The sequence below is a fragment of the Gordonia sp. C13 genome, from assembly GCF_023218005.1.
Lineage (GTDB): Bacteria > Actinomycetota > Actinomycetes > Mycobacteriales > Mycobacteriaceae > Gordonia > Gordonia namibiensis.
The window spans coordinates 157415-183069 of record NZ_JALPSY010000008.1 but is presented as its reverse complement, the minus strand read 5'-3'; the positions used below and the strand labels follow the sequence as shown (position 1 = coordinate 183069).

Annotated in this window: 23 protein-coding genes and 1 pseudogene; 14 read left to right on the top strand and 10 right to left on the bottom strand. The window is 68.6% G+C overall.

From position 1 onward, the window contains the following. The first annotated feature begins 224 nt into the window (after positions 1-224). From dnaJ to M1L58_RS09590, 5 genes are all read left to right on the top strand, one after another. Positions 225-1421: a molecular chaperone DnaJ gene (gene dnaJ / locus M1L58_RS09610; RefSeq protein ID WP_006868929.1), complete on the top strand. Its 1197-nt coding sequence runs from the start codon at positions 225-227 to the stop codon at positions 1419-1421. A 3-nt stretch (positions 1422-1424) separates the two neighbouring features. Next, a complete protein-coding gene (locus M1L58_RS09605; protein WP_005195171.1) occupies positions 1425-1823 on the top strand; it encodes a heat shock protein transcriptional repressor HspR in 399 nt (132 codons plus the stop codon). 54 nt (positions 1824-1877) lie between these two features. Further along, a complete protein-coding gene (locus tag M1L58_RS09600; RefSeq protein WP_005195170.1) occupies positions 1878-2345 on the top strand; it encodes an SRPBCC family protein in 468 nt (155 codons plus the stop codon). 109 nt (positions 2346-2454) lie between these two features. Next, the gene (locus M1L58_RS09595) at positions 2455-3549 is read left to right on the top strand and encodes a hypothetical protein (protein ID WP_248658722.1); all 1095 of its coding nucleotides are present in this window, start codon (positions 2455-2457) and stop codon (positions 3547-3549) included. Positions 3550-3632: 83 nt separating this feature from the next. After that, positions 3633-4709, top strand: a complete 1077-nt coding sequence (locus tag M1L58_RS09590) for a hypothetical protein (protein ID WP_248658721.1) — start codon at positions 3633-3635, stop codon at positions 4707-4709. Positions 4710-4722: 13 nt separating this feature from the next. Here M1L58_RS09590 and M1L58_RS09585 read toward each other — a convergent pair whose 3' ends face one another. Beyond that, a complete protein-coding gene (locus M1L58_RS09585; RefSeq protein ID WP_248658720.1) occupies positions 4723-5874 on the bottom strand; it encodes an FAD-binding oxidoreductase in 1152 nt (383 codons plus the stop codon). Positions 5875-6006: 132 nt separating this feature from the next. Here M1L58_RS09585 and M1L58_RS09580 point away from each other — a divergent pair, with 132 nt between their 5' ends. Beyond that, the gene (locus M1L58_RS09580) at positions 6007-7134 is read left to right on the top strand and encodes an amidohydrolase family protein (RefSeq protein WP_248658719.1); all 1128 of its coding nucleotides are present in this window, start codon (positions 6007-6009) and stop codon (positions 7132-7134) included. A 15-nt stretch (positions 7135-7149) separates the two neighbouring features. Here M1L58_RS09580 and M1L58_RS09575 read toward each other — a convergent pair whose 3' ends face one another. Both M1L58_RS09575 and M1L58_RS09570 read right to left on the bottom strand, forming a co-directional pair. Continuing rightward, on the bottom strand, positions 7150-8103 hold the full coding sequence (locus M1L58_RS09575; RefSeq protein ID WP_248658718.1) for a serine/threonine-protein kinase: 954 nt from the start codon (positions 8101-8103) through the stop codon (positions 7150-7152). Between the two features lie 59 nt (positions 8104-8162). Then, positions 8163-8588: a nitroreductase/quinone reductase family protein gene (locus M1L58_RS09570; RefSeq protein WP_248658717.1), complete on the bottom strand. Its 426-nt coding sequence runs from the start codon at positions 8586-8588 to the stop codon at positions 8163-8165. An 87-nt stretch (positions 8589-8675) separates the two neighbouring features. Between M1L58_RS09570 and M1L58_RS09565 the strand changes: the two genes are divergently transcribed. Next, complete coding sequence (locus M1L58_RS09565; protein ID WP_248658716.1) at positions 8676-10040, top strand: FAD-binding oxidoreductase; 1365 nt, start codon at positions 8676-8678, stop codon at positions 10038-10040. Here the strand turns inward: M1L58_RS09565 and M1L58_RS09560 are convergent. Then, entirely contained in the window at positions 10018-11226 is a 1209-nt protein-coding gene (locus M1L58_RS09560; RefSeq protein ID WP_248658715.1) for a GGDEF domain-containing protein, read from the bottom strand. The two genes, M1L58_RS09565 and M1L58_RS09560, sit on opposite strands and share 23 nt — an antisense overlap. A 294-nt stretch (positions 11227-11520) precedes the next feature. Here M1L58_RS09560 and M1L58_RS09555 point away from each other — a divergent pair, with 294 nt between their 5' ends. After that, complete coding sequence (locus M1L58_RS09555; RefSeq protein WP_006868939.1) at positions 11521-12432, top strand: LysR family transcriptional regulator; 912 nt, start codon at positions 11521-11523, stop codon at positions 12430-12432. A gap of 23 nt (positions 12433-12455) precedes the next feature. Here M1L58_RS09555 and M1L58_RS09550 read toward each other — a convergent pair whose 3' ends face one another. The 4 genes from M1L58_RS09550 to M1L58_RS09535 form a co-directional block, all read right to left on the bottom strand. Next, a complete protein-coding gene (locus tag M1L58_RS09550) occupies positions 12456-14138 on the bottom strand; it encodes an acyl-CoA dehydrogenase family protein (RefSeq protein WP_248658727.1) in 1683 nt (560 codons plus the stop codon). Beyond that, the gene (locus M1L58_RS09545) at positions 14138-14779 is read right to left on the bottom strand and encodes a TetR/AcrR family transcriptional regulator C-terminal domain-containing protein (RefSeq protein ID WP_006868941.1); all 642 of its coding nucleotides are present in this window, start codon (positions 14777-14779) and stop codon (positions 14138-14140) included. The genes M1L58_RS09550 and M1L58_RS09545 overlap by 1 nt, the downstream gene beginning before the upstream one ends. 86 nt (positions 14780-14865) lie before the next feature. Next, a complete protein-coding gene (locus M1L58_RS09540) occupies positions 14866-16272 on the bottom strand; it encodes an amino acid permease (RefSeq protein ID WP_248658714.1) in 1407 nt (468 codons plus the stop codon). Positions 16273-16433: 161 nt separating this feature from the next. Further along, positions 16434-17159 (bottom strand): hypothetical protein, encoded by a 726-nt coding sequence (locus M1L58_RS09535; RefSeq protein WP_248658713.1) that lies wholly within the window; start codon positions 17157-17159, stop codon positions 16434-16436. A 100-nt stretch (positions 17160-17259) separates the two neighbouring features. Here M1L58_RS09535 and M1L58_RS09530 point away from each other — a divergent pair, with 100 nt between their 5' ends. The 5 genes and pseudogenes from M1L58_RS09530 to M1L58_RS09510 all read left to right on the top strand — a co-directional run bounded on the left by M1L58_RS09530 (position 17260) and on the right by M1L58_RS09510 (position 22529). Then, entirely contained in the window at positions 17260-17712 is a 453-nt protein-coding gene (locus tag M1L58_RS09530) for an AfsR/SARP family transcriptional regulator (protein ID WP_248658712.1), read from the top strand. Further along, positions 17678-20509 carry a BTAD domain-containing putative transcriptional regulator gene (locus M1L58_RS09525; RefSeq protein WP_248658711.1) on the top strand — a complete coding sequence of 944 codons (2832 nt, stop codon included), beginning with the start codon at positions 17678-17680 and terminating at the stop codon, positions 20507-20509. The genes M1L58_RS09530 and M1L58_RS09525 overlap by 35 nt, the downstream gene beginning before the upstream one ends. Positions 20510-20611: 102 nt before the next feature. Continuing rightward, positions 20612-20914, top strand: a pseudogene (gene msrB, locus M1L58_RS09520) (peptide-methionine (R)-S-oxide reductase MsrB); the annotation flags it as partial. Then, entirely contained in the window at positions 20911-21459 is a 549-nt protein-coding gene (gene msrA / locus M1L58_RS09515; RefSeq protein ID WP_248658710.1) for a peptide-methionine (S)-S-oxide reductase MsrA, read from the top strand. The pseudogene msrB and the gene msrA, both read left to right, overlap by 4 nt. A 119-nt stretch (positions 21460-21578) precedes the next feature. Continuing rightward, positions 21579-22529, top strand: coding sequence for a PfkB family carbohydrate kinase (locus M1L58_RS09510; RefSeq protein WP_248658709.1), 951 nt, complete (start codon positions 21579-21581; stop codon positions 22527-22529). Here the strand turns inward: M1L58_RS09510 and M1L58_RS09505 are convergent. Continuing rightward, the gene (locus tag M1L58_RS09505) at positions 22526-23158 is read right to left on the bottom strand and encodes a flavin reductase family protein (protein WP_248658708.1); all 633 of its coding nucleotides are present in this window, start codon (positions 23156-23158) and stop codon (positions 22526-22528) included. The two genes, M1L58_RS09510 and M1L58_RS09505, sit on opposite strands and share 4 nt — an antisense overlap. A 67-nt stretch (positions 23159-23225) precedes the next feature. Between M1L58_RS09505 and M1L58_RS09500 the strand changes: the two genes are divergently transcribed. Then, positions 23226-23963, top strand: a complete 738-nt coding sequence (locus M1L58_RS09500) for a tyrosine-protein phosphatase (protein WP_248658707.1) — start codon at positions 23226-23228, stop codon at positions 23961-23963. A gap of 166 nt (positions 23964-24129) precedes the next feature. On the opposite strand, the gene M1L58_RS09495 is transcribed toward M1L58_RS09500, so the two are convergent. Next, positions 24130-25635, bottom strand: a complete 1506-nt coding sequence (locus M1L58_RS09495; RefSeq protein ID WP_248658706.1) for a UDP-N-acetylmuramoyl-L-alanyl-D-glutamate--2,6-diaminopimelate ligase — start codon at positions 25633-25635, stop codon at positions 24130-24132. Between the last annotated feature and the right edge of the window lie 20 nt (positions 25636-25655).

Sequence of the window (25655 nt, the reverse complement as noted above, 5' to 3'; positions counted from 1 at the left end):
CCGACCCCGGGGGGGCGAGCAGCCCACGCGCCGCCCCACGAAGGGCGAGGAACCCTTCGTGGCTCGCTCCGCTCGCACCTCAGGGGGCGGGTGGCTCTCCGCTCGCACCTCAGGGGGCGGGTGGCTCTCGACTCGCACCTCAGGGCTCTCCGGTGAGAGTACGAACACGAATACAACTGAAATACCCATCCAGACAACAGAAGACTTGAAGGAGGTGACGTCTGGTGGCTCCACAACGTGAGTGGTTGGAACACGACTTCTACAAGGACCTGGGCGTTGCTTCTGACGCTTCGGCTGAAGAGATCAAGAAGGCCTATCGCAAGCTCGCACGCGAGCTGCACCCGGATGCCAATCCCGGCGATTCCGCGGCCGAAGAGCGCTTCAAGCGGGTGTCCGAAGCCCACAGCGTGCTGAGCGATCCGGAGAAGCGCAAGGAGTACGACGAGACCCGTGCGATGTTCGCCGGCGGACGATTCCGCGGTGGCGGCAACGGGTTCCCGGGCGGCGGTTTCCCCGGCGGCGGTACGACGTACACGACCGGCGGCGACTTCGACCTCGGCGACCTGTTCGGCGGCGGTCAGGCCGGCGGCGGTGGCGGATTCGGCGACATCTTCGACGGACTCTTCAACCGGGGCGGCGGATCCCAACGCACATCGACGGCCAGCCGTCCCCGTCGCGGCAAGGACCTCGAAACCGAGACGACGCTGTCCTTCAAGGACGCGGCGCTCGGCACGACGGTCCCGCTGCGGGTGACCAGCCCGTCCCCGTGCACCACCTGTCACGGGTCGGGTGCCAAGCCCGGCACCAGCCCGCGAGTGTGCCCCAATTGCAACGGCTCCGGCTTCGTCAGCCGCAACCAGGGTGCCTTCGGGTTCAGCGAACCCTGCCAGGACTGCCAGGGCACCGGCTCGCGGATCGACGACCCGTGCACCGACTGCTCCGGCAGCGGAGTCAAGAACCGGACGCGCACCATCAACGTGCGTATCCCGGCCGGAGTCGAAGACGGACAACGGATCCGGCTGGCCGGCCAGGGCGAGGCCGGACGTCGCGGAGCGCCGTCGGGCGACCTCTACGTCGTCGTCCACGTCACGCCGCACAAGCAGTTCACGCGCAGCGGCAACGACCTTCGGGTGCAGCTCCCGGTTCGGATCTCGGAACTGGTTCTCGGCGCGACGGTGTCGGTACCGACACTCGAGGGCTCAGTCGGGGTCAAGATCCCGCCGAACACCACCGACGGCCGCACGCTCCGCGTGCGCGGCCGCGGCGTCCCCAAGCGGTCCGGCGGTGCAGGCGACCTGCTGGTGACGGTCAAGGTCGCGGTGCCGGACAAGCTCGACGACGCTGCGATCGAGGCGATGCGCGCCTACGATCAGGCCGAGCGGGCAAGCGGTTTCGATCCACGGGCGAACTGGGGGAAGTGAGTCATGGCCGGTCAGAAGAACTTCGACGCCGACGGCGCGACCTTCATGATCTCGGTGGCCGCCGAGCTCGCCGGCATGCACGCCCAGACCCTGCGGACCTATGACCGTCTCGGTCTGGTCACCCCGCAACGCACGAGCGGCGGCGGTCGCCGCTACTCGTCTCGCGACGTCGACCTCCTGCGTGAGATCCAGCGTCTCTCGCAGGAGGAGGGCGTCAACCTCGCAGGGATCAAACGGATCATCGACCTGAGCAATCAGGTCGAGGCGCTGCAGCAGCGTGTCCGTGAGCTCTCCGACGAGGTCGCTGCGTCGCGGAATCGTCGCGGGGGCGAGCTCGTCCCGGTGCCCCGGACCAATGCCCTCGTCGTGTGGCAGCCGCGGCGGAAACGCTCCGGCGACTGAACGGTCCGGCTCGTTCCGTCAGGGAGACCGGTAGGTCCCGCGTACCTTGGAGGTATGGCTTCCGACACCGTCACCACCGTTGACACGGGCCCGCACCGCGTTTCACGGCGCATCGTCGTCGACGCACCGGCTGCCGAGGTCTTCGCTCTCATCGCCAACCCGCATCGTCATCCCGAACTGGACGGTTCGGGGACGGTGCGGGACACGCCTGTCAAGGGTCCGGAAAAGCTCACCCCCGGCGCGCGATTCAGCGTCGGGATGAAGCAGTTCGGTGTTCCGTACACGATCACCTCCACCGCGACCGACGTCGACACCGACCGCGTCGTCGAGTGGAAGCACCCCATGGGCCATCACTGGCGTTGGGAGCTCGTCGCCACGTCGCCGACGACCACGCAGGTCACCGAGACCTTCGACTACTCCACGCTCAAGTTCCCGAAGATCATGGAGCTGATCGGCTACGACAAGAAGAACGGTCAGGGTATCGAGGGCACGTTGCGGGCGCTCGCGAATCGATTCGGCTGAACCTCGCCGGGTATGCCGACCCGGTCGACCGTCGAACAGCACACCCTGATCGAGACCTTCACCGCCTGATCAGGCCGTCCCCGGGCGGCCGCGAAAGGAAGCCCACCCCATGGAGTTCGAGGACGAGACGTCACAACCCGACGCGGAAGCCGTCGTCGTACTCGGAGTCGTGGCCGCACCCGGGCAGCCGATCGGGCTGGCCCGCAAACTCGTCGACGCGGACCTGCTCGAGCACGTGCAGACGACCTACCCCGGGGCCCGGTGGCAGGTCGAGGTCGTCGAGGCGACGGTGGTGCAGCCGCCGGCGACCGACGCCCAGATCGTCGACGCCGCGAGAGACGTTCTCCTCGAACGTGAATGGGATCTGGTGGTGTGCCTGACCGACCTGCCCCTGCACGTGGGAAGGCGTCCCGTCGTCGCTCACGCGAACGCGGTGCACGGCGTCGCGGTGCTGTCGGTACCCGCCCTCGGCCCGACCGGGCTGCGACAGCGTGCGCGCACCACCGTCACCGGTCTCATCGGCCAGCTCCTCGGTGCCGACGCCGACGACCTCCGGCAACACGGGAAGTCTCCCTCGAAGTCGCCACTACGACACCGCGTCCGCCAGCTCGGCACCGACACCGACGACGAGGGCACCGCCTTCACCGCCCGGGTGCTGACCGGCAATCTCCGGCTCCTCTTCGGCATGGTCCGCGCCAACCGGCCGTGGCGCCTCGCGCTCGGACTGACCCGCGCGCTCACCGGCGCCATCGCCGCCGGCGTCTTCGCGCTCGTGACCGCCGACATCTGGCTGCTCGCGGATACCTTCGGATGGGTCCGACTCACCGGCGTCGCCGTCGGCTCGATCGTCGCCATCACTGCCACCCTGATCATCGGCGCCAACTTGTGGGAGCGGGGTTCGTCGCGGCAGGCGCGCGAACAGATCGTCCTGTTCAACACCGTCACGGTCATCACCGTCGTGCTCGGGGTCGCGGCCCTCTACGCCGCTCTCTTCGCCCTCTCGGCCGTCGGCGCGCTGTGCCTGGTGGTCCCGCAGGTCTTCGGCGACGCGCTCGCCCACGACCCCGGGATCACCGACTACCTGGAGGTGGCTTGGCTGACCTGCTCACTCGCCACGGTCGGCGGTGCGCTCGGTGCCGGGTTGGAGACCGACGAGGCGGTACGCGACGCCGCGTACACCCAGCATCCCGCCGACTCGGTCTGACGGGGTACCACCGACGGTCCGGCTGCCACAGATTCGGCCCCAGCCGTTAGGCTGCATGGGCAAATGTCGATGTGGAGGTGACGATGACCCAAGATCCGGCGAGTGGGGGACTGCCCGGATCCGTGGTTCTCGGGATATCCGTCGTGGACGATCAGATCGCATCCGTGGTGCGCGACGCCGATGGCCACATCCTGGCCAGCAACCTCGTCGACCTGCCTGATCCGTCGGCTCCCGCGGTAGAGGCCGCGATCGTCGAGCTGGTCGATTCGGTGCCCGTCGTCGTCGACCTGATCGGTGTCTCCGTGTCCCGCGAGGACGTCCGCAAGCACCTGTCACAGGCCTTCGGGTCGAGTGGCGCCGCCGAATCCTGGCACGACCGTGTCGTCGTCACCGGTTACGCCTCGGCACTCGCCGAGATCGCGTGCACTCATGCCACCCGTGGAGGCGTCGTCGCGGTCGTGGATCTCGATCGGGAGGCCGCACCGGCGTCCGGTACGACGGTGGCGACGGTCGACACGACCTCGGGGGCGGTCCTCGGAACAGCCGATTTCACCACCCACCGGCTCGCGCCCGTCACCGATCCGGACGGGGCGTCGGCGCTGGCGGCCGCGGTCGCCAAGCTGCCGCGCGGTCGCGACCTCACCTCGATCATCGTGGTCGGGCCCGGCGCAGAGATGCCGGGTATCGCCCCGGCCTTCGAATACGCTGCCCAGCGGCCCGTCACCGTCGCAGACAACCCGCCTCTTGCGTCCGCGATCGGCGCGGCCGACGCCGCCCTGGTGGCACTCTCCGCCCCGACCCCGGCCCCGCGGGTGTCGACCGGACGACGCTGGTGGTTCGTCGGCGCCGCGATCGGCGCCGCGGTGTTCCTCGGCGCGGTCGGACTGACGCTGCTCCTGGCCGCCGAGGGCGACACCCCGGAACCGGCTCCCGTGACGGTCACCGAGACACCCGCGGCCGTCACGATCACCGCCGACGCGAAGACGGTCACCCGGATCGAGACCGAGACCGAGAGGGCCCGCACGACGACGGTCACCAGCGCGCCGCGCCCGGTCACCCGGACGACGACGGTGACCGAGGAGATCCCGGGGCCGTTCACCATCACCGAGACCGAGACGACCACGGTCGAGGTGCCCGCCGCAGGATCGCCGGCGCCCTGACGCCGGCCCGCGGTCAGTACACGGGGTCGTGCTGGATGCGGCTCGCGCGGACCCCGACGATGATGAGTTTGCGTCTGGTCGCCTCGATCATCTGAGCCGATCCGGCGATGAGCACCTGGTGGTCCGCCCAGTTCCCGGCGTCGGCGACGACGTCGGCGAGTGTGCCGATCTTGTGGTCGATCCCCAGTTCGGCCGGCGTCGCGACCGCGGTGATCCACCACGGGTCCTGCTCCTCCTCTGAGACCGCGGTGACCTGTAGCCACGGGTTGGTGGAGGCGATCCGCCGCAGCACGCTGAGGTCGTAGAGCTCGCCGGGATAACGCATGCCGTAGAAGATGTGCGTCGGCGGTGAGTCCGCGCGCTTGGACATCTCGATGAGGAGCGCACGCAGCGGGGCGAGGCCGGTACCGCCGGCGACCATCAGGACGGGCTGATCCCGGTCGACGTGCAGCGTCCCGTGACTCTGGGACAGCGTCCAGACATCTCCGACGCTGGTCTCGCTGACGATCGCGGGACTGACCGTTCCACCTTTGATCGCCCGGACGTGGAACTCCAGCTCACCGGCCGGATTCGGCGGGATCGACGGCGAGAAGTTGCGCCACTGCTTCGGCCACTGCGGGATGTGGACCTCGAGGTACTGACCGGCGATGAACGTCAGCGGCGCGTGTGCGATGAGTCGCACGACGGCCAGGTCGCGGCTGATGCGGTACTTCTCGACGACCTCCGCCGTCCACCGCGCGGGATGTGTGGCGGTCTCGGCCGCTCCGCGCATCACCCCGGTGACGAGCATCATCGCCTGCGAGACCGTCTGCTGGGCCTCGGAGTCCCAGTACCCCTCCATCAAACTGGCGAACTCACCCATGAGGGCCGTGTACATCACGTGGTAGTGCTCGGGTTCGACCCCGAACTTGCGGTGGTCGCGACCGAGCTGGGCGAGGAACTCGACGAGGTCGGTGTGACCGGATTCCGCGGGGATGGCTTCGAGGACGTGGTCGATCACGCGATGGAAGGCGATCTGCTGTGCGGCCATCGAGACGCCGAACAGGTCCCGGAGGTCGGGATCGATCGCGAACATCCGGGTGTAGACGTTGGTCACGAACCGGTCGGGCTGCCGGTTCACCGCTGTTCGCAGCTGATGCAGCGTGTGGCGTGAGTGGCTCGCCATTCTCTCTGGACAACCTCCGTCGACGTTCGTTCCCCCGCCTGTTCCAAGAGATCAACACTAGTCTTCGACGGCACGGAATTCAGGATCCGTCATCGTATGTCGGACTGTGATCCGGTGTGGCAAGGTACCAACATGACGTCCCTCGACGGTGTCCTCCCGGCCATCGTCGACGCGCATGTGCAGCACTGGAATCCGCGGCATACTCCGTGGGCGGCAACTCGTTCGTCGCGGCTGTACGGGTTCGTCCCCCGATTGGGGGACCGCGCCTTTCCTCTCATCGCCTCGCGCGCCGACCGCGAGTTCGTGCTGACACCGCGAACGGTCGCGCGACCCTACGAACCCCGGCAGTACGCCACCGACGCCGCACTCGTGTCGACGGTGGTGGGGGTGCCCATCGACACCGTCGTGCACGTCGAGTCGCACTGGCGCAAAGCTCTGCCGGCGGGGGAGCAGTCCTCCGCCCACAACACCGCCCTGGAGGAGACGCGTTACCTGTTGCACCTTCCGTTCGGGCAGGCCGACGCGCCGAGACTGGGGGCGATCGTCGCCCACGGCGATCCGCGCGACCGGGACTTCGGCGAGATCCTCGATCAGCAGTTGGCGGTCTCGTCGCTGGTCCGGGGTGTTCGCCTGGTGGCGACCCGGCATCCCGACCCGCGGGTCCGCGACGGCGGCGACGCCGACAACATCCTGTCGTCGGCCTCCTTCCTCGACGGGTTCGCGGAGCTGGCCGCGCGCAAACTCGTCTTCGAGGCGGCGGTCTACTCCCATCAGCTCTACGACGTCATCGTGCTGGCGCGGGAGTACCCCGACACGACGATCGTCCTCGACCACTTCGGGATGCCCGCCGGTGTGTTCGGGCCGATCGGGACGCGTACCGGCGCGACGGCCGCGGCGCGCGCGGACATCTGGCGACTGTGGCGCGAGCGCATGACCACGCTGGCGTCGTATCGCAATGTGGTGGTGAAGCTTTCCGGACTGGCGATGCCGGTCCTCGGCTACGGCCACGAACGATGGGGAAACATCGGCGGACAGGCGACGCTGGCCGAGATGATCGGCCCGTTCGTCGAACACGTTGTGTCCCACTTCGGTTCGGATCGGATCATGTTCGGCTCCAACTATCCGATCGACCGTCCGAACGCGGCGGTCGACGTCCTCGTCGGCGCGCTCGTCGACTGCGTGTCCCAGTGGGGCGACGAGGCGTTGCGACGCATCCTCCGCGACACCGCGATTCGCGTCTACGGGATCGACGACGCCTGATCCGGACGAGGTCGGTCAGGGATGTCGCGGGCGTCCCCACCATCGTGAGCGGGTCGGCTCGGGGACCGGCACGTCCCGCATGAGGCGGACCAGGATGTCGACGAGATCCGTGCACGTCGGATAGCGGTCCTGAGGCGACTTCGCGAGCGCCTTCGCGAAGATCGAATCCATCGCCGACGGAAGCCATGGACGACGCCGCGTCAGGCGCGGCGGGTCGTCGTTGATGTGTGCGTAGGTGATCGCGAAGGACGTGTGACGCGGATACGGCGGTTCGCCGGTGAACAGTTCGACGAGGCTGCACGCGAACGAGTAGTTGTCGCTGGCCGGGGAAAGACGCTGTGCTTGAAGCAGTTCCGGCGAGGCGTACCCGATGGAACCCTGGACCCGCCCGTTGCGGGCGAGTGGCCTTGTGTCGTCGAGGAATTGGGCGATCCCGAAATCGGAGAGGTAGGCGTCGACGGGGGTGGCGACGTCGGGTTCGGCTGCGCGGATGCCGAGAGGTCGGGACAGCAGGATGTTGGCGGGTTTGACGTCGCGGTGGAGGATCTCCTGCCCGTGCGCGTAGTCGAGGGCGTCGGCGATCTGCCCGGCGACACGCAGGATCGTGTCCACGTCGGGCTCCTCGTCGTCGCGGGGGACGAGGGCGGTGGCCGCCGGGCCGGCGGCGTACTGCATCGCGAGCCACATCGACGGGAGGTGGCGGGACCCGAGAGAGCCGGGGGGCGCGGCGATCTCGCCGTGAGCCCGCATCCGGACGATGTGCGGGTGGTCGAGAAGCGACGCGATCCCGAACTCGCGCTCGAACCGTTCGCGGACGCGGGCATGATCGGCGGCGTTCGGGTGCAGCACTTTGAGCGCGACCGGCCCGCTGCCGTCGTCGCGATGGGCACGGAAGACATCCGCGCTCGCACCTCCGCCGAGGAACTCGTCGATGGTGAAGCCGGCCACGCATTCGCCAACCTCGAACACCCTGCCCAGAGTAGAGCGACGACGACCGGCCGGCGCGGTGCCGCGACCGGGTGTCGGGCTCAGGCTTTCGGGGTCAGCCGGAAGATCGGGAACTTCCGTCCCTGGGCGGTCTCGGTGTACTTGACGAACTGATCGGTGAACGCCGTGAACTTCGCCCAGGCGGCATCCCAGTCGGCGTCGGTCATCTCGATGACCTGCGTCTCGTGACGCTCGATGCCCTCGGCAGCGGGGGCCTCGACGGCAACCGCGTCGGGGTGCGCGCGGAGGTTGTGCACCCAGGCCGGCGTCGTCGGCGAACCCGCGAAAGATCCGATGACGAGCCACGACCCGCCGTCGGCGAGCCCGAACAGCGGACTGATGCGCGGCTCGCCGGACTTGGCGCCGAGGGTGTGCAGCAGGACGAGGTTCTTCCCGAAACCCGCGGTCTCGACATGTCCGTTGTTGGCGCGGAACTCGTTGATGATGGTCGAATTGAAGTCGGTCACGATCTCCTTGATACGCCTGCGGAGCCCTGACCGGCAGGTGTGTCAAAGTGAAACCGCGGTCCGGGCGTCGAAGAATACGCTGAACGCATGAGTGCCGATACGAGTTCGCTGGCCGCCGCCCTTCCCGACGGAATGGTGATCACCGACCCCGACATCCTCGCCGGGTATCGCCAGGACCGCGCCTTCGACCCGGCCGCCGGTACCCCGCTCGCGCTCGTCCGCCCGATCTCGACCGAGCAGGTCCAGACGACGGTTCGGTGGTGTGCCGAGAACCGGGTCCCGATCATCACGCGCGGCGCGGGCACCAGCCTGTCCGGCGGCTCGACCGCGGTGGACGGCGCCATCATGATCTCCACCGAGAAGATGCGCGAGATCGCCGTCGATCCCGCGACGCGCACCGCCGTCGCCCAGCCCGGGCTGTTCAACGCCGAGGTCAAGGCCGCGGCGGCGGCCGCGGGCCTCTGGTACCCGCCGGACCCGTCGTCGTTCGAGATCTGTTCGATCGGCGGCAACGTCGCCACCAATGCGGGCGGGTTGTGCTGCGTGAAGTACGGGGTCACCACCGATTACGTGCTCGGACTGCAGGTGGTGCTCGCTGATGGTCGTGCGGTTCGGGTGGGCGGCAAGCAGCTCAAGGACTCCGCAGGCCTCCCCCTGACCAAACTCTTCGTCGGCAGTGAGGGGCTCCTCGGCATCATCACCGAGGTGACCCTGCGGCTGCTACCGCCGCAGGGGCCGGCGAGCACGGTGGTCGGGGTCTTCGACTCGGTGCACGACGCCAGTCGTGCCGTCCTGGCCGTCACGGGCGAGATCCGCCCGGCGATGCTGGAATTCATGGACTCGGTGGCGATCAACGCGGTCGAGGACATGCTGCGCATGGGGCTCGACCGGGAGGCGGGCGCACTGCTCGTCGCCCAGTCCGACGCGCCCGGGGCGGCCGGTGCCCAGGAGGTCGAACTCATCCGGAACGCCTTCGAGTCGAACGGCGCGGGGGAGGTCTTCACCACCGACGACCCCACCGAGGGTGAGGCGTTCACCGCTGCCCGACGTGCGGCGATCCCGGCGGTGGAGAAGCTGGGATCGCTACTGCTGGAGGACGTCGGGGTCCCGTTGCCCTCGCTGCCCGATCTCATCGACGGCGTCGCGAAGATCGCCGCGGACAACCAGGTGATGATCTCGGTGATCGCCCATGCCGGAGACGGCAACACACACCCGCTGATCGTCTTCGATCCGGCCGACACCGCGGAGGCCGACCGTGCGCAGACGGCGTTCGGTCAGATCATGGACCTCGCCATCGAGCTCGGCGGCACCATCACCGGCGAGCACGGCGTGGGCCGACTCAAGAAGGGCTGGCTGCCCGATCAGGTGGGTCCGGACGTGATGGAGCTGACGACGCTCATCAAGAACGCTCTCGACCCGGAGGGGCTCCTCAATCCGGGCGTGATCCTGTAGGAGTGGTCGGCACGACGGCGTAGGTTCCGCGCCGGTTCGCCTTGGCTTCGAACAGGGCGCCGTCGGCGAGGGCGAAGTCGCGTTGGATGCGTTCGGTGGCATCCTCATCGGTCATGTGCTCGCTGTAGAGCGAGCCCACGGCGATGCCGAGACTGACGGTCGCCCACTCGCCGTCACCGGTGTCGACCGGCCGGCCGCGGATGTCTTCGGCGACGACCCGCGCCGCCTGTTCGTCGAGCCGCATCGCGATCGCGAACTCGTCGCCGCCGAGTCGGGCGACGACCGCCGGTTCGGTCACGGCGCTCCGGAGGATCTCGGCGACCTGCTGCAGCACGGCGTCGCCGACGGTGTGACCGTGGTCATCGTTGATCCGTTTGAAGCGGTCGACGTCGGCGATGACGAGTGCGAACCGGTCGCCGTGTCCCCGGCGCAGCAGCGTGGTCGTCGCGAGGATGAACCCGCGGCGGTTCAACAGGCCGGTGAGCGGATCGGTGTTGGCCATCCGCAGTTGGTGTTTCAGGGTGCGCTGGAGATCGGATGTGTATCCCTGGTGAAGGGTGACGGTTCCGCTGACGGCCACGAGTAGAGCCAGGGTCGCGGCGAGGACGGGCACGGGTGCAGTGCCGTCCAGCCAGGCGAGAACGCCGAGGGTGCAGGTCACCGCGCTCGCCAGTGCCAGGTGTACGTACACGACGCGGGCACGTACGAAATGCGCGCTGTAGGAGCCGATCACGGCGAACAAAGCCGAGAAGTACAGTGCGAGGCGTGGATCGGCGACGGCGAACAGGCACACCGCCACTCCGATGTCCGCGTAGGCCACGAAGGCGTTGTTGAAACCGCGGACGTGTGACTTCTTGGTCCACCACATCACGCCCAGATGGACCCGGCTCACCGCGATCGCGGTGGGCACGGTGGTGGCGGCGGCGGTACCGAGGACCAGCGACCGCCACAGCGAACCCTGCCCTCCGTACGGGGTGAACAACCCGAGCGCCGCGACGACACCGAAGACCAACACCAGCCCGGCGATGGTGTACCGGATATGGCGTTCGCGCAGACGCAGCTGCCGGAGAACGTCGAGTGTTTCGTCGTAGAGCCCACTGCGTCGTGCGATCTCCGCAGTGATCGAGTCGCGAGCGAACCCGCTGAACGGAGTTGAACTCGGCGGCCGGCCGATCGTTTCTTCCACCTGATCGAGCTCCGGAAATCGGGTTGGGGCGGACAATGCGAAGTCTTGACGAGCATTAGCGATGCTTCATCAGAGCAAGTGATATCCGACGAGACCCGGGCGCGGCAGCGAAAACGGGAAAAGGAGTGGAAAGAAGCACCTGCCGAGGTCCTCCCGTCCCCTCCGCGGGGGGACCTCAGCAGGTAGCCCAAAACGCGAATGACATCTGAATACGATGCCATGCAAAAATGAGCATATTGCCTCGAAGGTCAACCTACAATCACATCAATCTGGATAACTGACAGGGGATGGTTGATGAATGGTTCTGGGGATGCCGGACTCCGCGATATCGACCTGCGTCGGCTCCGCATGTTCGTCGTCGTCATGGAGGCTCCGAGTCTCCGCGTCGCCGCCGACGACCTGTTCATCAGCCAACAGGCGCTCTCGTCGGCGATCCGTGAACTCGAACGGCAGCTGGGTGTCGAGCTCTTCTCCCGCTCGCGACGCAGCCTGACGCCGACGCCGGCCGGGGAGGCCCTCTACCGCGGCGCGGTACCGCTGCTGGCCGGTGGTGAGCAACTCGCCACGCAGGTCAGACGTGTGAACGCGGGAGCTCCCGCGCCGTTCGTCATCGGGCACGCACCCGACCTCGCGTCGTCGGAGGTCTTCCGCATCATCGAACCCGTGGTGCTGGCCGACCCGTCGGTGCCGATCACGGTGCGCCCGGTGTTCGCCGACTTCATGCGCGAGGAGTTGCTGTCGGGGTCGATCGACCTCGCGCTGGGACGCGGTGTGTCGGCGCCACCGGACATGGCGACCACGATCGCCACCGAACACGAACTCCGCCTCGCGGTCCGCAGCGACCACCCGCTCGCCGCCCATGCCCGCGTCGACATGGCCGCCCTCGCCGATTACGAGATCGTCGTGTGGGGCCCCGAGCACGAGTACGAGTACACCGACATCCTCGTCGGGCTGTGCCGGCGAGCCGGTTTCGAGCCGCGCATCATCCTGTCGACGCTGCTCGGCACACCCCCGCACACGGCGGTGATCGCCCATCCCAAGGCGTGCGCCTTCGTCACCAACGAGCCCGGCTGGATCTACGCGAATTCCATCCGCATCGTCGAGTTCACCGATCCGCCCTTCGCGCCCGTCCGGGCGATGTGGCTGCCCAACACCGCGTCGACGCTGCGCCGGCAGATCCTGGCCGCCGCGGAAGGGGTGGTGTGAGGGAGTCCGGAAGGCCGGGTGTCTCAGTGCCGCTGGAGGATCGCGGCGAGGTCGGCGCCGTCGGGGAGTGCGCCGTACTCGAAGCTGCGGTCGGGGCCCAGTCGGCTCGCGATGAACGCGTCGGCGACGGCAGACGGGCTGTGCCGCACCAGCAATGACGCCTCGAGGGCCAGGGCCATCGACTCGACGGTCGACCGTGCCCGACGCTGGGCGTCGGCCGGGGTGAGTCGCGACAGTTCGCCGAGCTGCTCCCGGAGTCGGTCGAGGTGCGCGTCGAGAGTCCGGTCGGCGCCGCGGGCGAGGGAGACCTCGGCGTCGAAGGCGGCGACCGATTCGGGTTCGCGGGTCATCGCACGCAGGACGTCGAGGGCGATGACGTTGCCCGAGCCCTCCCACACGGCCATCACCGGTTGCTCGCGGTAGCGCATGGCGAGGGGGAAGTCCTCGGTGTATCCGTTGCCGCCCAGGCACTCCAGTGCCTCGTAGGCGTGGTGCGGTCCGCGCTTGCAGATCCAGTACTTGGCGACCGCGGTCGAAAGTCGGCGGAAGGCGCGCTCCTGCGGGTCGGCATCCTCGTCGTGGGCGCGGGCGAGACGGATCGCCGTGGTGGTCGCGGCCTCGGATTCCAGTGCGAGATCGGCCAGTACGGCGGTCATTGCCGGCTGATCGGCCAGCGTTGCTCCGAAAGCCGCACGGTGCCGGGCGTGCCACGCTGCTTCGGCGACAGCCTGACGCATGCCCGCCGCGGAACCGAGGACGCAATCGAGGCGGGTCTGCGCGACCATCTCGATGATCGTGCGCACGCCCCGTCCGGGTTCGCCGATCATGACGGCGACGGTGCCGTCGAGTTCGATCTCGCTCGAGGCATTGGACTTGTTGCCGAGCTTGTCCTTGAGGCGCTGGATGCGGAAGACGTTGCGGGTGCCGTCGGGCAGGATGCGGGGGAGCAGGAAGCACGAAAGTCCTTCGCCTCCTGCGCCTTGCGCCTGGGCGAGAACGAGGAAGGCGTCAGACATGGGCGCGGAACAGAACCATTTGTGTCCGGTGAGAAGGTACTCGGCCCCCGGCCCACCGGTCCCCGCGGGAACGGCGACGGTGGTGTTGGCGCGGACGTCGGAGCCGCCCTGCTTCTCGGTCATCGACATCCCGAAGATCGCCGACTCCTTGGTGGCGCTCAGTTCTGGGGAATAGCTGCGCGACAACGCCTTCGGTACCCAGTTCGCGGCGACGTCGGGCTGCAGTTCGAGCGAGGGGATGACCGCATGCGTCATCGACACCGGGCAGGCGTGACCGGGCTCGATCTGCCCGAACAGCATGAACGCGGCCGCGCGGACCACATGGGATCCCGGCTGCGGGTCGGCCCAGCAACGTGTGTGGGCGCCGTGGGCGATCGACTCGGCGATGATCCGGTGGTATGCCGGGTGGTACTCGACCTCGTCGATGCGGTGGCCCCAGCGGTCGAAGGTCCGCAGCACCGGCGTGATGGTGTTGGCGAGATGGGCGTCGTGCTTGAAGGATTCGCTGCCGACGAGCGCCCCGATCTCCCGGAGTTCGGCATCGCCCCAGGCGCCGTCGTGGCGGGCGACGGCTTCGGTCAGCACGGTGTCGAGTTCGTACTCGTTGACGTCGACCCGCGGAGCGGACTGGTTGAACACCTGATGGGTGAGGTGCGGCTGCGGATGGATGTGCGTCGCGGACTGGGTCATCATGCCTCCTGCGGCGTGGGTACGAGTGGCCGGTCCAGAACCCGTTCCGGGATCTGCAGATTCGTGAAGATCACCGCGACCGCGTCCTCGAGCCGGTAACCGAAATCGGCTCCGGTGGCGGCTTTCTGGACCGCGAGGCCGAAGACGGCCGACCAGAACGCCTTCGCCTCGACGTCGATCCCGGCGCGCAGCCTCCAACCGGTGCGTACCAGCGTCGACATCAACGCCTGTTCGCCGCGCTCGTGGAGTGTGCGGAGGGTGTCGGTGATGTGCTCCCGCAAATCGGTGCGCCGCGACGTCAACAGCATCGCGGTGGTGAACAACTCGACGTCCCGCGCGCACGGGCCGAGCAGGGTGCCGACGAGGGTGTTCGTGTAATCGCGCACGGTCGTCGTCTCGGCGGCGGCTTCCTCGGCGCGACGCCCCGCCCGCAGCACCCCGGCACAGGCGACCTCGACGAAGAGTTGTTCCTTCGAGCCGAAGTAGTAGGTGACCTGATTGGGGTAGGCGTCGGCGCGCTGACAGATCTGGGCGACCGACGCCGCGTCGCCGTGCTCGGCGAACACCTCGCCGGCGGCACGCAGCAGCGCCTGGCGGGTGGCCTTGCCGGCCTCCCTGCTTGCGCGTCCGGTGGTTGCCACGGGGATCCTGCTCGCTCGACGTCAGTGTTTGTATGGCAAACAATAAACTCGCGCGACCGCGCGGACAAGGGTTCCTGCAGGGTTTCTCAGACCTCGCGGTCGGCCAGCTCCCCGGCATTGCGGGTCCAGGCGAGATAGCCGATGCCGACGCCCGCGAACCAGACGGCGCCGACGATCAGCGCGACCCGGCCGTCCTGGTCGAAGAACAGCAGCACGAAGACGAGCGCGAGGAACGCGAGCGCGAGCCACGTGGTGACCGGCGCGCCCGGCACGCGGTAGTCGGAGGCGGGCAGCTCGCCGCGCGCGACCTTGCGTCGGTAGGCCATCTGGCAGAGCAGGATCGTCGACCAGATCACGATGATCCCCACCGTGGACACCGCGGTGATGTAGGCGAAGGCGTGCGCTGGGTCGATGACGTTCACCACGACGCCGAGGACCATCACGGCCGCGCTCAGCGTGATGCCTGCGGCGGGCACCTTGCGGCTCGACAACTTGGTCAGCTGCTTCGGGGCATCGCCGGTGTGCGCCAGCGACCGCAGCATGCGGCCGGTGGAGTAGATACCGGAGTTGCACGACGACAGGGCGGCGGTGAGCAGGATGAAGTTGACGATGCCCGCGGCGCCGGGGATGCCGATGTAGGAGAACACCGAGACGAACGGGCTCTCGCCCTCCTGGTAGTCCTTCCAGCTGCGCACCGACAGGATCACGAACAGGGCGCCGACGTAGAAGATGCCGATGCGGAACGGTACCGAGTTGATCGCCTTGCGCAGCGTGACCCGCGGGTTCTCGGCTTCACCCGCGGTGACGCCCACGAGCTCGACGCCGACGTAGGCGAACATGACGATCTGCAGGCTGAGCAGCGCGTTGCTGAAGCCGGTGGCGAAGAAGCCGCCCTCGTTCCAGAGGTTGGAGACCGACGGCCCGACCTCGGGGCCGAAGCCGGAGATCGGGAGTAGCACGCCGATGCCAACGACGATCATGCCGAGGATGGCGGTCACCTTGATCGCCGAGAACCAGAACTCGGCCTTGCCGAACAGCCCCACCGAGATGAGGTTGGCGGCGAAGAGAATGACCAGCGCGGCGAGTGCGGTCACCCACACGGGTATCGACGGCCACCAGTAGTTGATGTACTTGCCGGCCACCGTGATCTCGGCCATGCAGGTGGTGGTCCAGACCGCCCAGTAGGTCCAGCCCTGGCTGAAGCCGGCGAAGCGTCCGAGGAACTCGTCGGCGTATTCGCTGATGCCGCCCGAGATCGGACGGTAGATCAGCAACTCGCCCAGGGCGCGCATGACGATGAAGATCGCGAGCCCGGCGAGCGCGTAGGCCAGGAGCAGGGCCGGCCCCGCCTTCTCGATCGCTCCGCCCGAGCCGTAGAACAGGCCGGTGCCGATCGCGCCGCCGATGGCGATCATCTGCACGGTGCGGGCGGTGAGCCCGCGCTGATAACCCTCGTCGACGCCCGTTTCGGCGCTGCCGTGCTCGATCGTCACGTGGAGAACTCCTGACCGCCAGTGATGGTTGGCGGGCTTCAGGGTAGACCCGCGCAACAACGGGGATTCACCAGCCTGAATTGTCCGGATCTGCAGATTCCGGTGCCTGCGACACCGCCCGGCCCCGTCGCCGTGTGGCGACGGGGCCGTTCGATTACGCCTCAGGCGGAGTGGTGGTCGGCAGGCGGCCAGGTGTGGTGGCGGATCATCAGCACGCCGATCGCGATGACCGCGATGCCGCGCGGGGCCTCGTAGAGGAGACCCGAGAATCCGGCGACGGCCGGGATCGGCAGCATGAACCCGACCATGCCGACCACGGTCAGCACCCCGATCCACAGCGGGACGGCCCGGTTGCGGATGAGGCTGACGCCGAGCAGTCCCATCCCGGCCAGCATCACCAGTCCGCCGATGGTGTTGAGCAGTTCGAATGCGGTGGAGTCGAGCATCATGTCGTTGTCGGCGATGAGCCAGGCCTTCGACGGGTCGGTCGCGTACGGCTGGGCCACGAACACCTCGACCGTGAGATGTCCGGTCGCGGTGGTGAGGTTGCCGAGCGCGTATGCCAGGAGGCCCACGAAGCCGGCGATGCCGATCCGCGGCGCCAGCCAGGCGTACATGCCGGGCAGTCCGAGCAGCAGCAGAGTGGTGCCGACGGCGATGAGGATCTGCGCCCACGGCGAGCCCGCGCCCTGCAGCGCTTCCGCCGAGTGCGCCTTGCCGTCGACGATGGGATGCAGTGTGCCGCCGGCGATGCAGGAGGCGCCGGCCGAGACCAGCGAGGCGCCGCTGAGCTTGCGGACCGTGCTCCACCTCGGTGACCGGAACGGTCCCGGCCCGGTGGGATCGGCTGTGGTCGAGAGGGCCTGAGTGTGCGTGTCGGTTGTCATGTCACACAGGCTGACCGGGCCCGCTGGTGTTAGCCTTGTGCGCGGCTGGTGCGCGCTTCGCCGCCAGTGTCCGACCAGGTCAGGCCGTATTCTCGGCAGGGTGCGGCAGGCCTCGACCGACCGGATGGCGAACGTGGCAACCTCGGCTCCGATGCCGGCGATCAGGGTCCTGGGACCGCTGTCGGTGACTGCCGCCGACGGTTCGCCGATCCGGATGACCGCCCGCAAACACGCCGACCTGCTGGCGATCCTCACCGCGGAACGGACCGCCTGCTCGCCGGAGCGCGTCGCGGAACTGCTGTGGCGAGGTGATCCGCCGCCCTCCGCCACGAGCACTCTCCACGGGTACGTGTCGCGACTCCGACGGTCACTCGGTCCGGCCGAGTCGGTCCGCATCGACACCGTTCCGACCGGTTACGTACTCCACTGCGACGGTCCAGCCACCGACCTCGACCTCCTCGACAAGCTGGGCACCGAAGGTCTCGACCTGGTCCGGACCGACCCGCGCGGGTGCCGAGGTGCTGTGCCGGGCCCTCGATCTCTGGCGGGGTGACCCGCTCGCGGAGATCGCCGACATCGCCGAGCTGGCACCGGAACTCGCCCGGCTCGACGAGATGCGCTCGGAGCTGACCGAGACGGCCGCCGACGCCCTCCGGTCGGTGGGCGAACACCGGCGCGCCGCCGCGCTCCTCACGCCGCTCTGCCGCCGCCACCCGTACCGCGAGGGTGCGGTCCGTTCGCTGGTCCGCGCTCTGCACGACGACGGGCGCACCGCCGATGCGCTCGACGCGATCCGCCATCTGCGCCAAGCGCTCCGCGACGACCTCGGCCTCGACCCCGGACCCGAGACCCTCGCCCTCGAATCCGAACTGCTCGAACCGGTTCCGGTGACCGCCACGGTCCGCACCCCGCCGCCACCCGAGGCGCGTGAACTCGTCGGACGAACGGTGGAAGTCGGCGTCCTGGAGCAGGTCTGGCGAGTCGGCGAGAACAATCCGGCCGGAGCGTTGCTGATCGGACCGTCCGGTATCGGCAAGACGGCGCTGGTCGAACAACTCCTCACCAGACATGACGCCCACGCCCGCCGATTCATTGGGCGCGCAGGGGATTCCGGATCTGCATTCGGCGGGATCGCGGAGTTGTTCGGCGACGGTCACGCCGGTGGTGAGATCCCGACCGCGGCCGACATTGCGGCGAACGTCTGGACCGACATCAACGAGCGAGGCCGATCGGTCCTCGTCCTCGACGATCTGCAATGGCTCGACACCGACTCGGCGCGCGTGCTGGCCCGGGTGATCGCCGGCCTGGGACGGATCCCGGTCACCGTGCTGGCGACCTGCCGCGACGCGACCGCCGAACCGGTGACGATCATCGGATCGGCCCTCGAACGCCATGCTCCAGTCACGCGGCTCCGCGTGGCCGAACTCTCATCCGACGAGATCCGCGCGCTGATCGACGCGCGACTGGCCGATCTCGGTCCGAGCAGTCAGGTCGACCGCGACGATCTGGCGGCACAGGCCCTCGGCAATCCGATGGTCGCCCGCCAGTTGTGCGACGCCGCGGCGATCGGAGCGATTTCCGACACAGACCACCCCGCGCAGACCATGATCGCCGCACGGTTCGACGAACTCTCCAAGGAGGCTTCGCGTTTGATGGCCGCCATCGCGGTCTCCGGAGGAGAGCTGACCGACGGCGTGGTCGCCGAACTCGCGGAACCCGTCGGCACCCGGTTGATCGATGAGCTCCGACGGGCCGGTCTGGTCGACAACGCCGGAGACGGCGGGATCGTCGTGGCTCACGATGCTGTTCGCGAAGGCATCGTCGCACGAACCAGCCGGACGCAGCGGGTCGAGGCCCACGCCCGTTTGGCATCGGCCATCCAATCCGCCCGGCCCGACGACCTTGAGGCCATCGCAGTGCACCGCGTCGAATCCGCGATCGACGAATCCTCGGTGGCACTGGCGATCCGGGCATGTGTGCTGGCCGCGCACCGATCCGTGGACGCCTCCGCCGATCATCGGGCCCTCGAACTCGCACGCCGGGGTCTCACGCTCCCGCAACCCGATGCCGACCTGGCCGTCGACCTGCGTCGGATCGCCGGCACCGCGGCGATCCGGACCGGTGAGTTCGATTCCGCACGTGCCTCATTCGAGTCCGCCGCCGCGATCAGCAGAGAGCTCGGCGACTGGCCGGCACTCGCCGAGACCGCTCTGTTGGCCTCGCCGCGCGGTGTGGCCGGTTACTGGTCGGGTTTCGGAATCGTCCAGTCCGACGACTCGGCCCTTGCTCGAGAAGCATTGGCGCACGCGGAGTCTCTCGCTCCCGAGGTCGCCGCCCGACTCCACGCCACCGAGGCGGCCCGCCTGAGCGTGCTCGGCATGTCCGGCGCCGAGGACCATCTCGGAGCGGCTCGCGTGGTCTATGCCGGTGCGGCGGTCGACTACGAGGTCGCGCTCGCTGAGTTCCTGGTGAACTGGGAGCCGACCCGACTCGCAGATCGCCGCAAGATCGCCCGCGAGCTGTACGAGATGTCCGCCGGCAACCACGACCTGCGAGCGACCGCCGTGCACCTGCAGCGGGTGTGCGCACTCGAGGCCGGCGACGTCCGCATGGCCCGACGGTTGTCAGCGGAGTTCGCGCGACTCGTCGGCCGGGGCAGCGGAACCGATCTGGACACGATGCAACTCTGGTGGCAGGTGATGCTCGCACTGCTTCGCGGCGACTACGAGGTCAGTACATCGTTGGCCGAGAAGTTCGCGGCGACCGTCGGCGGCCTGTCCGAACGTGCGCGGCTCCTGGGCGAGGCGTCGATGGCGACCAGCGCTTCGATCCAGGCCTGGCATCGCGGCGAGCTCGCCTCGATGCTCCCCGCCTTCGACACCCTGGCCGAGGAGGTCGACGACGACTTCGCCCTGGTGATCGCCCTCGGCTCCGCCGAAGCCGGGAACCACGACCGTGCCCTGCGGCTGGCCACCGAACTCACCGCCGACGCGCACCGATGGACCGGGTCACGCGTCGTCGCGCGGGTGCCGCTGCTCATCGAGGCGCTGTACTCGATCTCACTCGATGCCCACCACGCCGACGGTGCCCGCGAGATCTGCCGCCGCATCGTCCACCTGGTCGGCGACTGGTCGTCGGGCCTCATCGTCCAGTGGCCCGGGTTGGTATGCCTCGGACCTGCGGTGATGTTCCGCGGCACCGCCCGCATCATCCTCGGTGAAGACGGCACCGAAGACCTACGCGAGGCCATTCGCCTCGCCCGGGACACCGGTGCACGTCCCTACGAACTCCGCGCGCGGCGTCGGCTCGGAGCCGTCACCGCCGGCACGGTGCCGAGTGCGGACGTCTGAGAGGGGGCGGGACCAAAACACGACGCCGCGTTGTTGTGCACGGTGACGCCGGAAAGGCTCCGCCAGACCGACGAGCCGCCGGTGTCGACAGGAGGAATCGTGACCAACAAATACGACAGCGGCACCGGATGGCCGAGCTTCACCCGGCCCATCGACGACGCCGCAGTGACCACGAAGACCGATCGCACCCTGTGGATGCGTCGCACCGAGGTGCGTTCGTCGGGCGCCGACAGCCACCTCGGCCACGTCTTCGACGACGGGCCGCGAGAAGCCGGTGGACAGCGCTACTGCATGAACTCGGCCGCGCTGCGCTTCATCCCGGTTCGCGACCTCGAGGCCGAGGGATACGGCGAGTACATCGACCTGTTCCACACCACAACCCACACCGAAGAGGAGACCGCATGACCACCGACACCGGTCAGATCACCGTCCGCCCCGGCACCGAGACCGCAGTCCTCGCCGGCGGATGTTTCTGGGGCATGGAAGACCTGATCCGCAAGCAGCCGGGAGTCCTCGACACCCGCGTCGGCTACACCGGCGGACAGAACGACCACGCCACCTACCGCAACCACCCCGGACACGCCGAGGCGGTCGAGATCGTCTTCGACCCGACCGAGACGACCTACCGGGACATCCTGGCGTTCTTCTTCCAGATCCACGATCCGACGACCCGCGATCGTCAGGGCAACGACGTCGGGACGAGCTACCGCTCGGCGATCTTCCCGCTGAGTCCAGAGCAGGAGCAGGTGGCCCGGGACACGATCGCCGACGTGGACGCCTCGGGTCTGTGGCCGGGGCCGGCCGTCACGACGATCGAACCGGCAGGTCCGTTCTGGGAGGCCGAACCCGAGCATCAGGACTACCTGCTCAACTACCCGAACGGATACACCTGCCACTTCCCGCGTGCGGGTTGGGTGCTGCCGAAACGAGGTGCGTCGACCACGTCGTGAGCAACCAGGGCCGGTCGCGGCCGGTGGATCGGCGAAGCTGACTTGGATCGACAGCAGGTAGGCGTCGAGGCGAGATGCCACAATCGGCCCAACCACCGGGCCGACCCGAAGGAGCCGACATGACCGATGCAGACGCGGCGAAGGTGCTCGTGATCGGCGCCGTGAACGTCGACCTGGTCGTCACCGCCGACCGACTTCCCGGGCCCGGGGAGACCGTCGTCGGGCCGGGCGTGAACAGTCACGGAGGCGGTAAGGGTGCCAATGCTGCCGTGGCGGCGGCGCGCGCCGGAGCCGCCGTTCGGTACTGCGGCGCGGTCGGCGACGACGAGATGGGTGCGAGTGCGCTCGGCGAGCTGGCGGACGAGGGCATCGACGTAACCGAGGTTGCCCGGATCGGCAACGTCTCCACCGGCGCGGCGCTCATCGTGGTCGACCCGTCCGGCGAGAACCAGATCGCGGTGGGGTCCGGGGCGAACGGCCGGGTTGAGCCGGAGCACGTGCGTGAAGCCGTGACCCGCGCGGCGGACTGGGGCGCCGGGTGCGTGCTGATCAGTACCGAGATAACTCCCGACGCCGCGGTAGCAGCGGTGAGAGCTGCTGCTGAGCACGGCATCCCATGTGTCGTGAATCCGGCGCCGGTCCTCGACGAGCTCTTCGGGGTGCTCTCGGTCCCGGACATCCTCACGCCGAACTCCTCGGAACTGCGCGATCTGTACGCGCGGACCCTGCCCGACGCCCCGCGCGGCCCGGCCGAGGCCGAGATGGCAACGGCGCTGGCCCGGCATCTCGACGTCACCGTCGTGGTCACGCTGGGCGCAGATGGCGTGTTGGTCGTCGACCCTACCGGCGTGACGTCGGTACCGGCGGGCGAGGTCGAGTCGGTGGTCGACACGACCGGCGCCGGCGACACTTTCAACGGCGTGCTGGCCGCGTCGCTGGCACGCGGGCTCGACCTTGTCACGGCCACGCGGCGCGGTGCGGCTGCGGCGTCGCTGTCGGTGGCCCACGTCGGAGCGCGAACCGGGATGCCGACTGCCGAGGCCATCGAGCACGCGGCGTCGGGAACCTAGCGCGACAGGGGTTTCGGCCGCTCCATGTACCGGTGGTGTTCGTTGCTGGGCAAGAAGTAGTCACCCCGACCCCCGGCACGCAGCAGCGGTTGGGCACGTGCGGTGTCGTAGACGAGGTCGTCACCGAGCAGCTCTGTCGAGATGTGCACCTTCACGACCTCGCCGAGTACCATCCAGGTGTCCACGGACTCCCCTGCGGCCGAACGCAATTGGAAGGCGTCGGTGACCAGGCACTCGAAGGTGACCGGACTCTCGGCGACCCGGGCCGGGCGCACGAGCTCGGAGTCGAGGGCGGTCAGACCGGCGTGCTCGAATTCATCGGTGTCGGCGGGGAGTGCCGCAGAGGTGGCGTTCATCTTCTCGCCGACCGAATCGGTCGCGAGGTTCCAGACGAACTCGCCGGTCGACTTCGCGTTGGCGACAGTGTCTTTCCAGCCGACGCTCGCGAAACCGATGATCGGCGGGGAGTAGTTGAACAGGTTGAAGAAGCTGTAGGGAGCGAGATTTCGCGCCCCTGCATCGGACACCGTGGAGATCCAGCCGATCGGACGCGGGGCGATGATCGCGTTGAGGGGGTCGTGAGCGAGACGATGCCCCTCTGCGGGGGCGTACGAGTGGTACTGGATCATCGCTTCACCGTACGTGACCGGGGTACGGTGAATCGGACATGGACCGGGCAAGACGACGGAGGCCGGAGTGACCTTCTCCACTGCTGGTGAGCGCGATGCCGACCGGGTTCTGCGATCTCTCGCGAACATCCGCGATCTCGGGGGACTGCCGCTCGTCTCCGGCGGATCCACCTCGCCCGGGGTGCTGATCCGCAGCGACGCGCCCTATCCGGACGACGACGATCCCGTCGGTGTGCCGTGGCCGCCGTCGACCGTGGTCGATCTGCGTGACCCGTCCGAGTCGGGCGCTGTACGGGTGACGTGGCCGGCCGAGGTCCGGCTGGTACACCGCCAGGTGTCGTCGGGAGCACGAGTGGACCGCCTCGCCGGCACCCCACTGACCGACATCTACACGGCGATGATGCAGACCGGTGGGGATCGGTTGACGGCGGCCCTCAACGCCTTCGACCCGGCCGGCCCGACCCTCGTCCACTGCGCGGCCGGTAAGGACCGCACCGGCGTGATCGTCGCGATCGCCGAACTCCTCGCCGGTGTCGACGAGGCCGCGATCATCGCCGATTATCAGCAGACCGAGCAGAACATCGCCGGGGTCCTGGCGCGCCTGCAGCACCGCGATCGCGTTCCGAGGGGTACGTCGCTCGATGCGCCGATCCTGCGCACGCCGCGGGAGGCGATCGATCTGGTCATCGACGCCGTGACCGGGCATCGGGGTGGCCCGTGGGGCTGGTTCGCGGCGAACGGCGGCGACGTCGGCCATTTCGAGGGTTGGGTGGCGCGATTCGCGCCCGGCGCGGCACCCGGTTAGGGAGACTCCGCGGTCGGCCCGTCGGGCGTCAAGGGGTGGGCGCCCGACGGGCCTGGCGGAGAAACGTCGGGGTGGTGCATTCCTCCGCGACGCGTATGCCCGACGGTATGCCGCGCCAAACACGGGAGCGCCGCGACTGCAGCCTGCTCGGTGCCCGCATGCCGCATCAGGGCTGCGTATCGAGTGATTCCACGATGGCTCGTCGTAGTTCGGCCCGGTCGTCGAAGAAGGACGTCTGGGGACCGTACCGCCGGAAGGTGTCGCTCCCGCGCCCGGTCACGACCACGATGTCGTCGGGACGTGCCAGGGACACCGCCCGGGTGAGCGCGGCTCCCCGATCCGGTTCTTCGACGACCACTGCGGAGTCCCCGTGGCGCGCTCCCCGTAGGACCTCGGCTCTGATCGCGTCCGGGTCCTCGTCCTCCGGACTCTCATCGGTGACGATGACGACGTCTGCGTACTGTGCTGCCACCTGGCCCAGCGGTCGGCGCTTGCCGGGATCCCGCCCGCCGGTCGCGCCGACCACCAGGATCAAACGTCCGCACGCGAGCGATCTCAAGTAGGGAAGCAGTGCGTGCTGACCTGCGGTGTTGTGCATGTAGTCGACGATCGCCACGAACGACTGGCCGGCACGGACGGATTCACAACGTCCCGCGACGCCGGTCACCGACGAGATCCCTTCGGCGGCGGCCGCGACGTCGACCCCGTCGGCCACCACGCTGGTGAGGGCGAGGAGCGCGTTGGCTACCTGATGGGGACCCAGGGTCTGCAAGCGGATGTCGCCGGTGCCGTACGGCGTGTGAGCGGTGAACCGGGTTCCTGTGTCGGCGCAACGGATGTCGGTCGCATACACATCGGCAGTCGCGTCCAGGGCCGAGCATGTCCATGTCTCGGGAGCGGTGCCGGTTGCGAGGCGTGCACCCCAGTCGTCGTCGATGCTGATCGCAGCGATCTGCGTCCGCTCGACGGTGAACATGTCCGCCTTCGTCGCGAAGTAGGTCTCCATCGAGCCGTGATAGTCGAGGTGGTCGTCGCTCAAGTTGGCGAAGGCCATGACACGGAAGGCGGTGCCGTCGACGCGGTGCTGGTCGACGGCGTGGGAGGAGACCTCCATCGCACACCCGGTGACACCGTGTCGCCGGAATGTCGCCAGCGTTCGCTGCAGCATAGGTGCCTCGGGGGTGGTGCGCGTCGGCACCAGGTCGTAGCCGGGGCCCCGGATGCGTGCGCCGGAGATCAGTCCGGCCGATTCGCCCGCCGCGGTGAGGGCGGCGTCGATGAAGTGGGTCGTGCTGGTCTTGCCGTTGGTGCCGGTGACACCGAAGACGCGGAGATCGCGGGAGGGTTCGTCGTGGAACCAGGACGCCAACGGGCCCACCACTTTTCGCGGCTCGTCCACGATCAGGGTGGGGAGTGCCGACGACGGTCGGTCGCTGATCGCCAGGACCGCGCCGGCGGCTGCCACCTCGTCTTCGAAATCGAGCCCGTGCCAGCGACTCCCCGGAATCGCCAGGTACGCATCACCCGGGCGGACGGTGCGCGAGTCATCGACGAGGTCGCGAACCATCCGGTCGCCGACACGGGGGTCACCGACGATCGGCGTTCCGAGGTACTCGGAGAGGCGATCGACGGTCATGCCCGATTCCGGGCTCACCCGAATCGGGAGCGTCATCCACCGGTGGTACCCGCCTT

Excerpts from the sequence above, each read along its gene's own strand:
- M1L58_RS09505 (WP_248658708.1), bottom strand. The coding sequence starts at position 23,158 with ATGATCCAGTACCACTCGTACGCCCCCGCAGAGGGGCATCGTCTCGCT.
- M1L58_RS09510 (WP_248658709.1), top strand. The coding sequence starts at position 21,579 with ATGACCGATGCAGACGCGGCGAAGGTGCTCGTGATCGGCGCCGTGAAC.
- M1L58_RS09600 (WP_005195170.1), top strand. The coding sequence starts at position 1,878 with ATGGCTTCCGACACCGTCACCACCGTTGACACGGGCCCGCACCGCGTT.
- M1L58_RS09585 (WP_248658720.1), bottom strand. The coding sequence starts at position 5,874 with ATGGCGAGCCACTCACGCCACACGCTGCATCAGCTGCGAACAGCGGTG.
- M1L58_RS09580 (WP_248658719.1), top strand. The coding sequence starts at position 6,007 with ATGACGTCCCTCGACGGTGTCCTCCCGGCCATCGTCGACGCGCATGTG.
- M1L58_RS09605 (WP_005195171.1), top strand. The coding sequence starts at position 1,425 with ATGGCCGGTCAGAAGAACTTCGACGCCGACGGCGCGACCTTCATGATC.
- M1L58_RS09590 (WP_248658721.1), top strand. The coding sequence starts at position 3,633 with ATGACCCAAGATCCGGCGAGTGGGGGACTGCCCGGATCCGTGGTTCTC.
- M1L58_RS09535 (WP_248658713.1), bottom strand. The coding sequence starts at position 17,159 with ATGACAACCGACACGCACACTCAGGCCCTCTCGACCACAGCCGATCCC.
- M1L58_RS09550 (WP_248658727.1), bottom strand. The coding sequence starts at position 14,138 with ATGACCCAGTCCGCGACGCACATCCATCCGCAGCCGCACCTCACCCAT.
- M1L58_RS09495 (WP_248658706.1), bottom strand. The coding sequence starts at position 25,635 with ATGACGCTCCCGATTCGGGTGAGCCCGGAATCGGGCATGACCGTCGAT.
- msrA (WP_248658710.1), top strand. The coding sequence starts at position 20,911 with ATGACCACCGACACCGGTCAGATCACCGTCCGCCCCGGCACCGAGACC.
- M1L58_RS09595 (WP_248658722.1), top strand. The coding sequence starts at position 2,455 with ATGGAGTTCGAGGACGAGACGTCACAACCCGACGCGGAAGCCGTCGTC.
- M1L58_RS09555 (WP_006868939.1), top strand. The coding sequence starts at position 11,521 with ATGAATGGTTCTGGGGATGCCGGACTCCGCGATATCGACCTGCGTCGG.
- M1L58_RS09565 (WP_248658716.1), top strand. The coding sequence starts at position 8,676 with ATGAGTGCCGATACGAGTTCGCTGGCCGCCGCCCTTCCCGACGGAATG.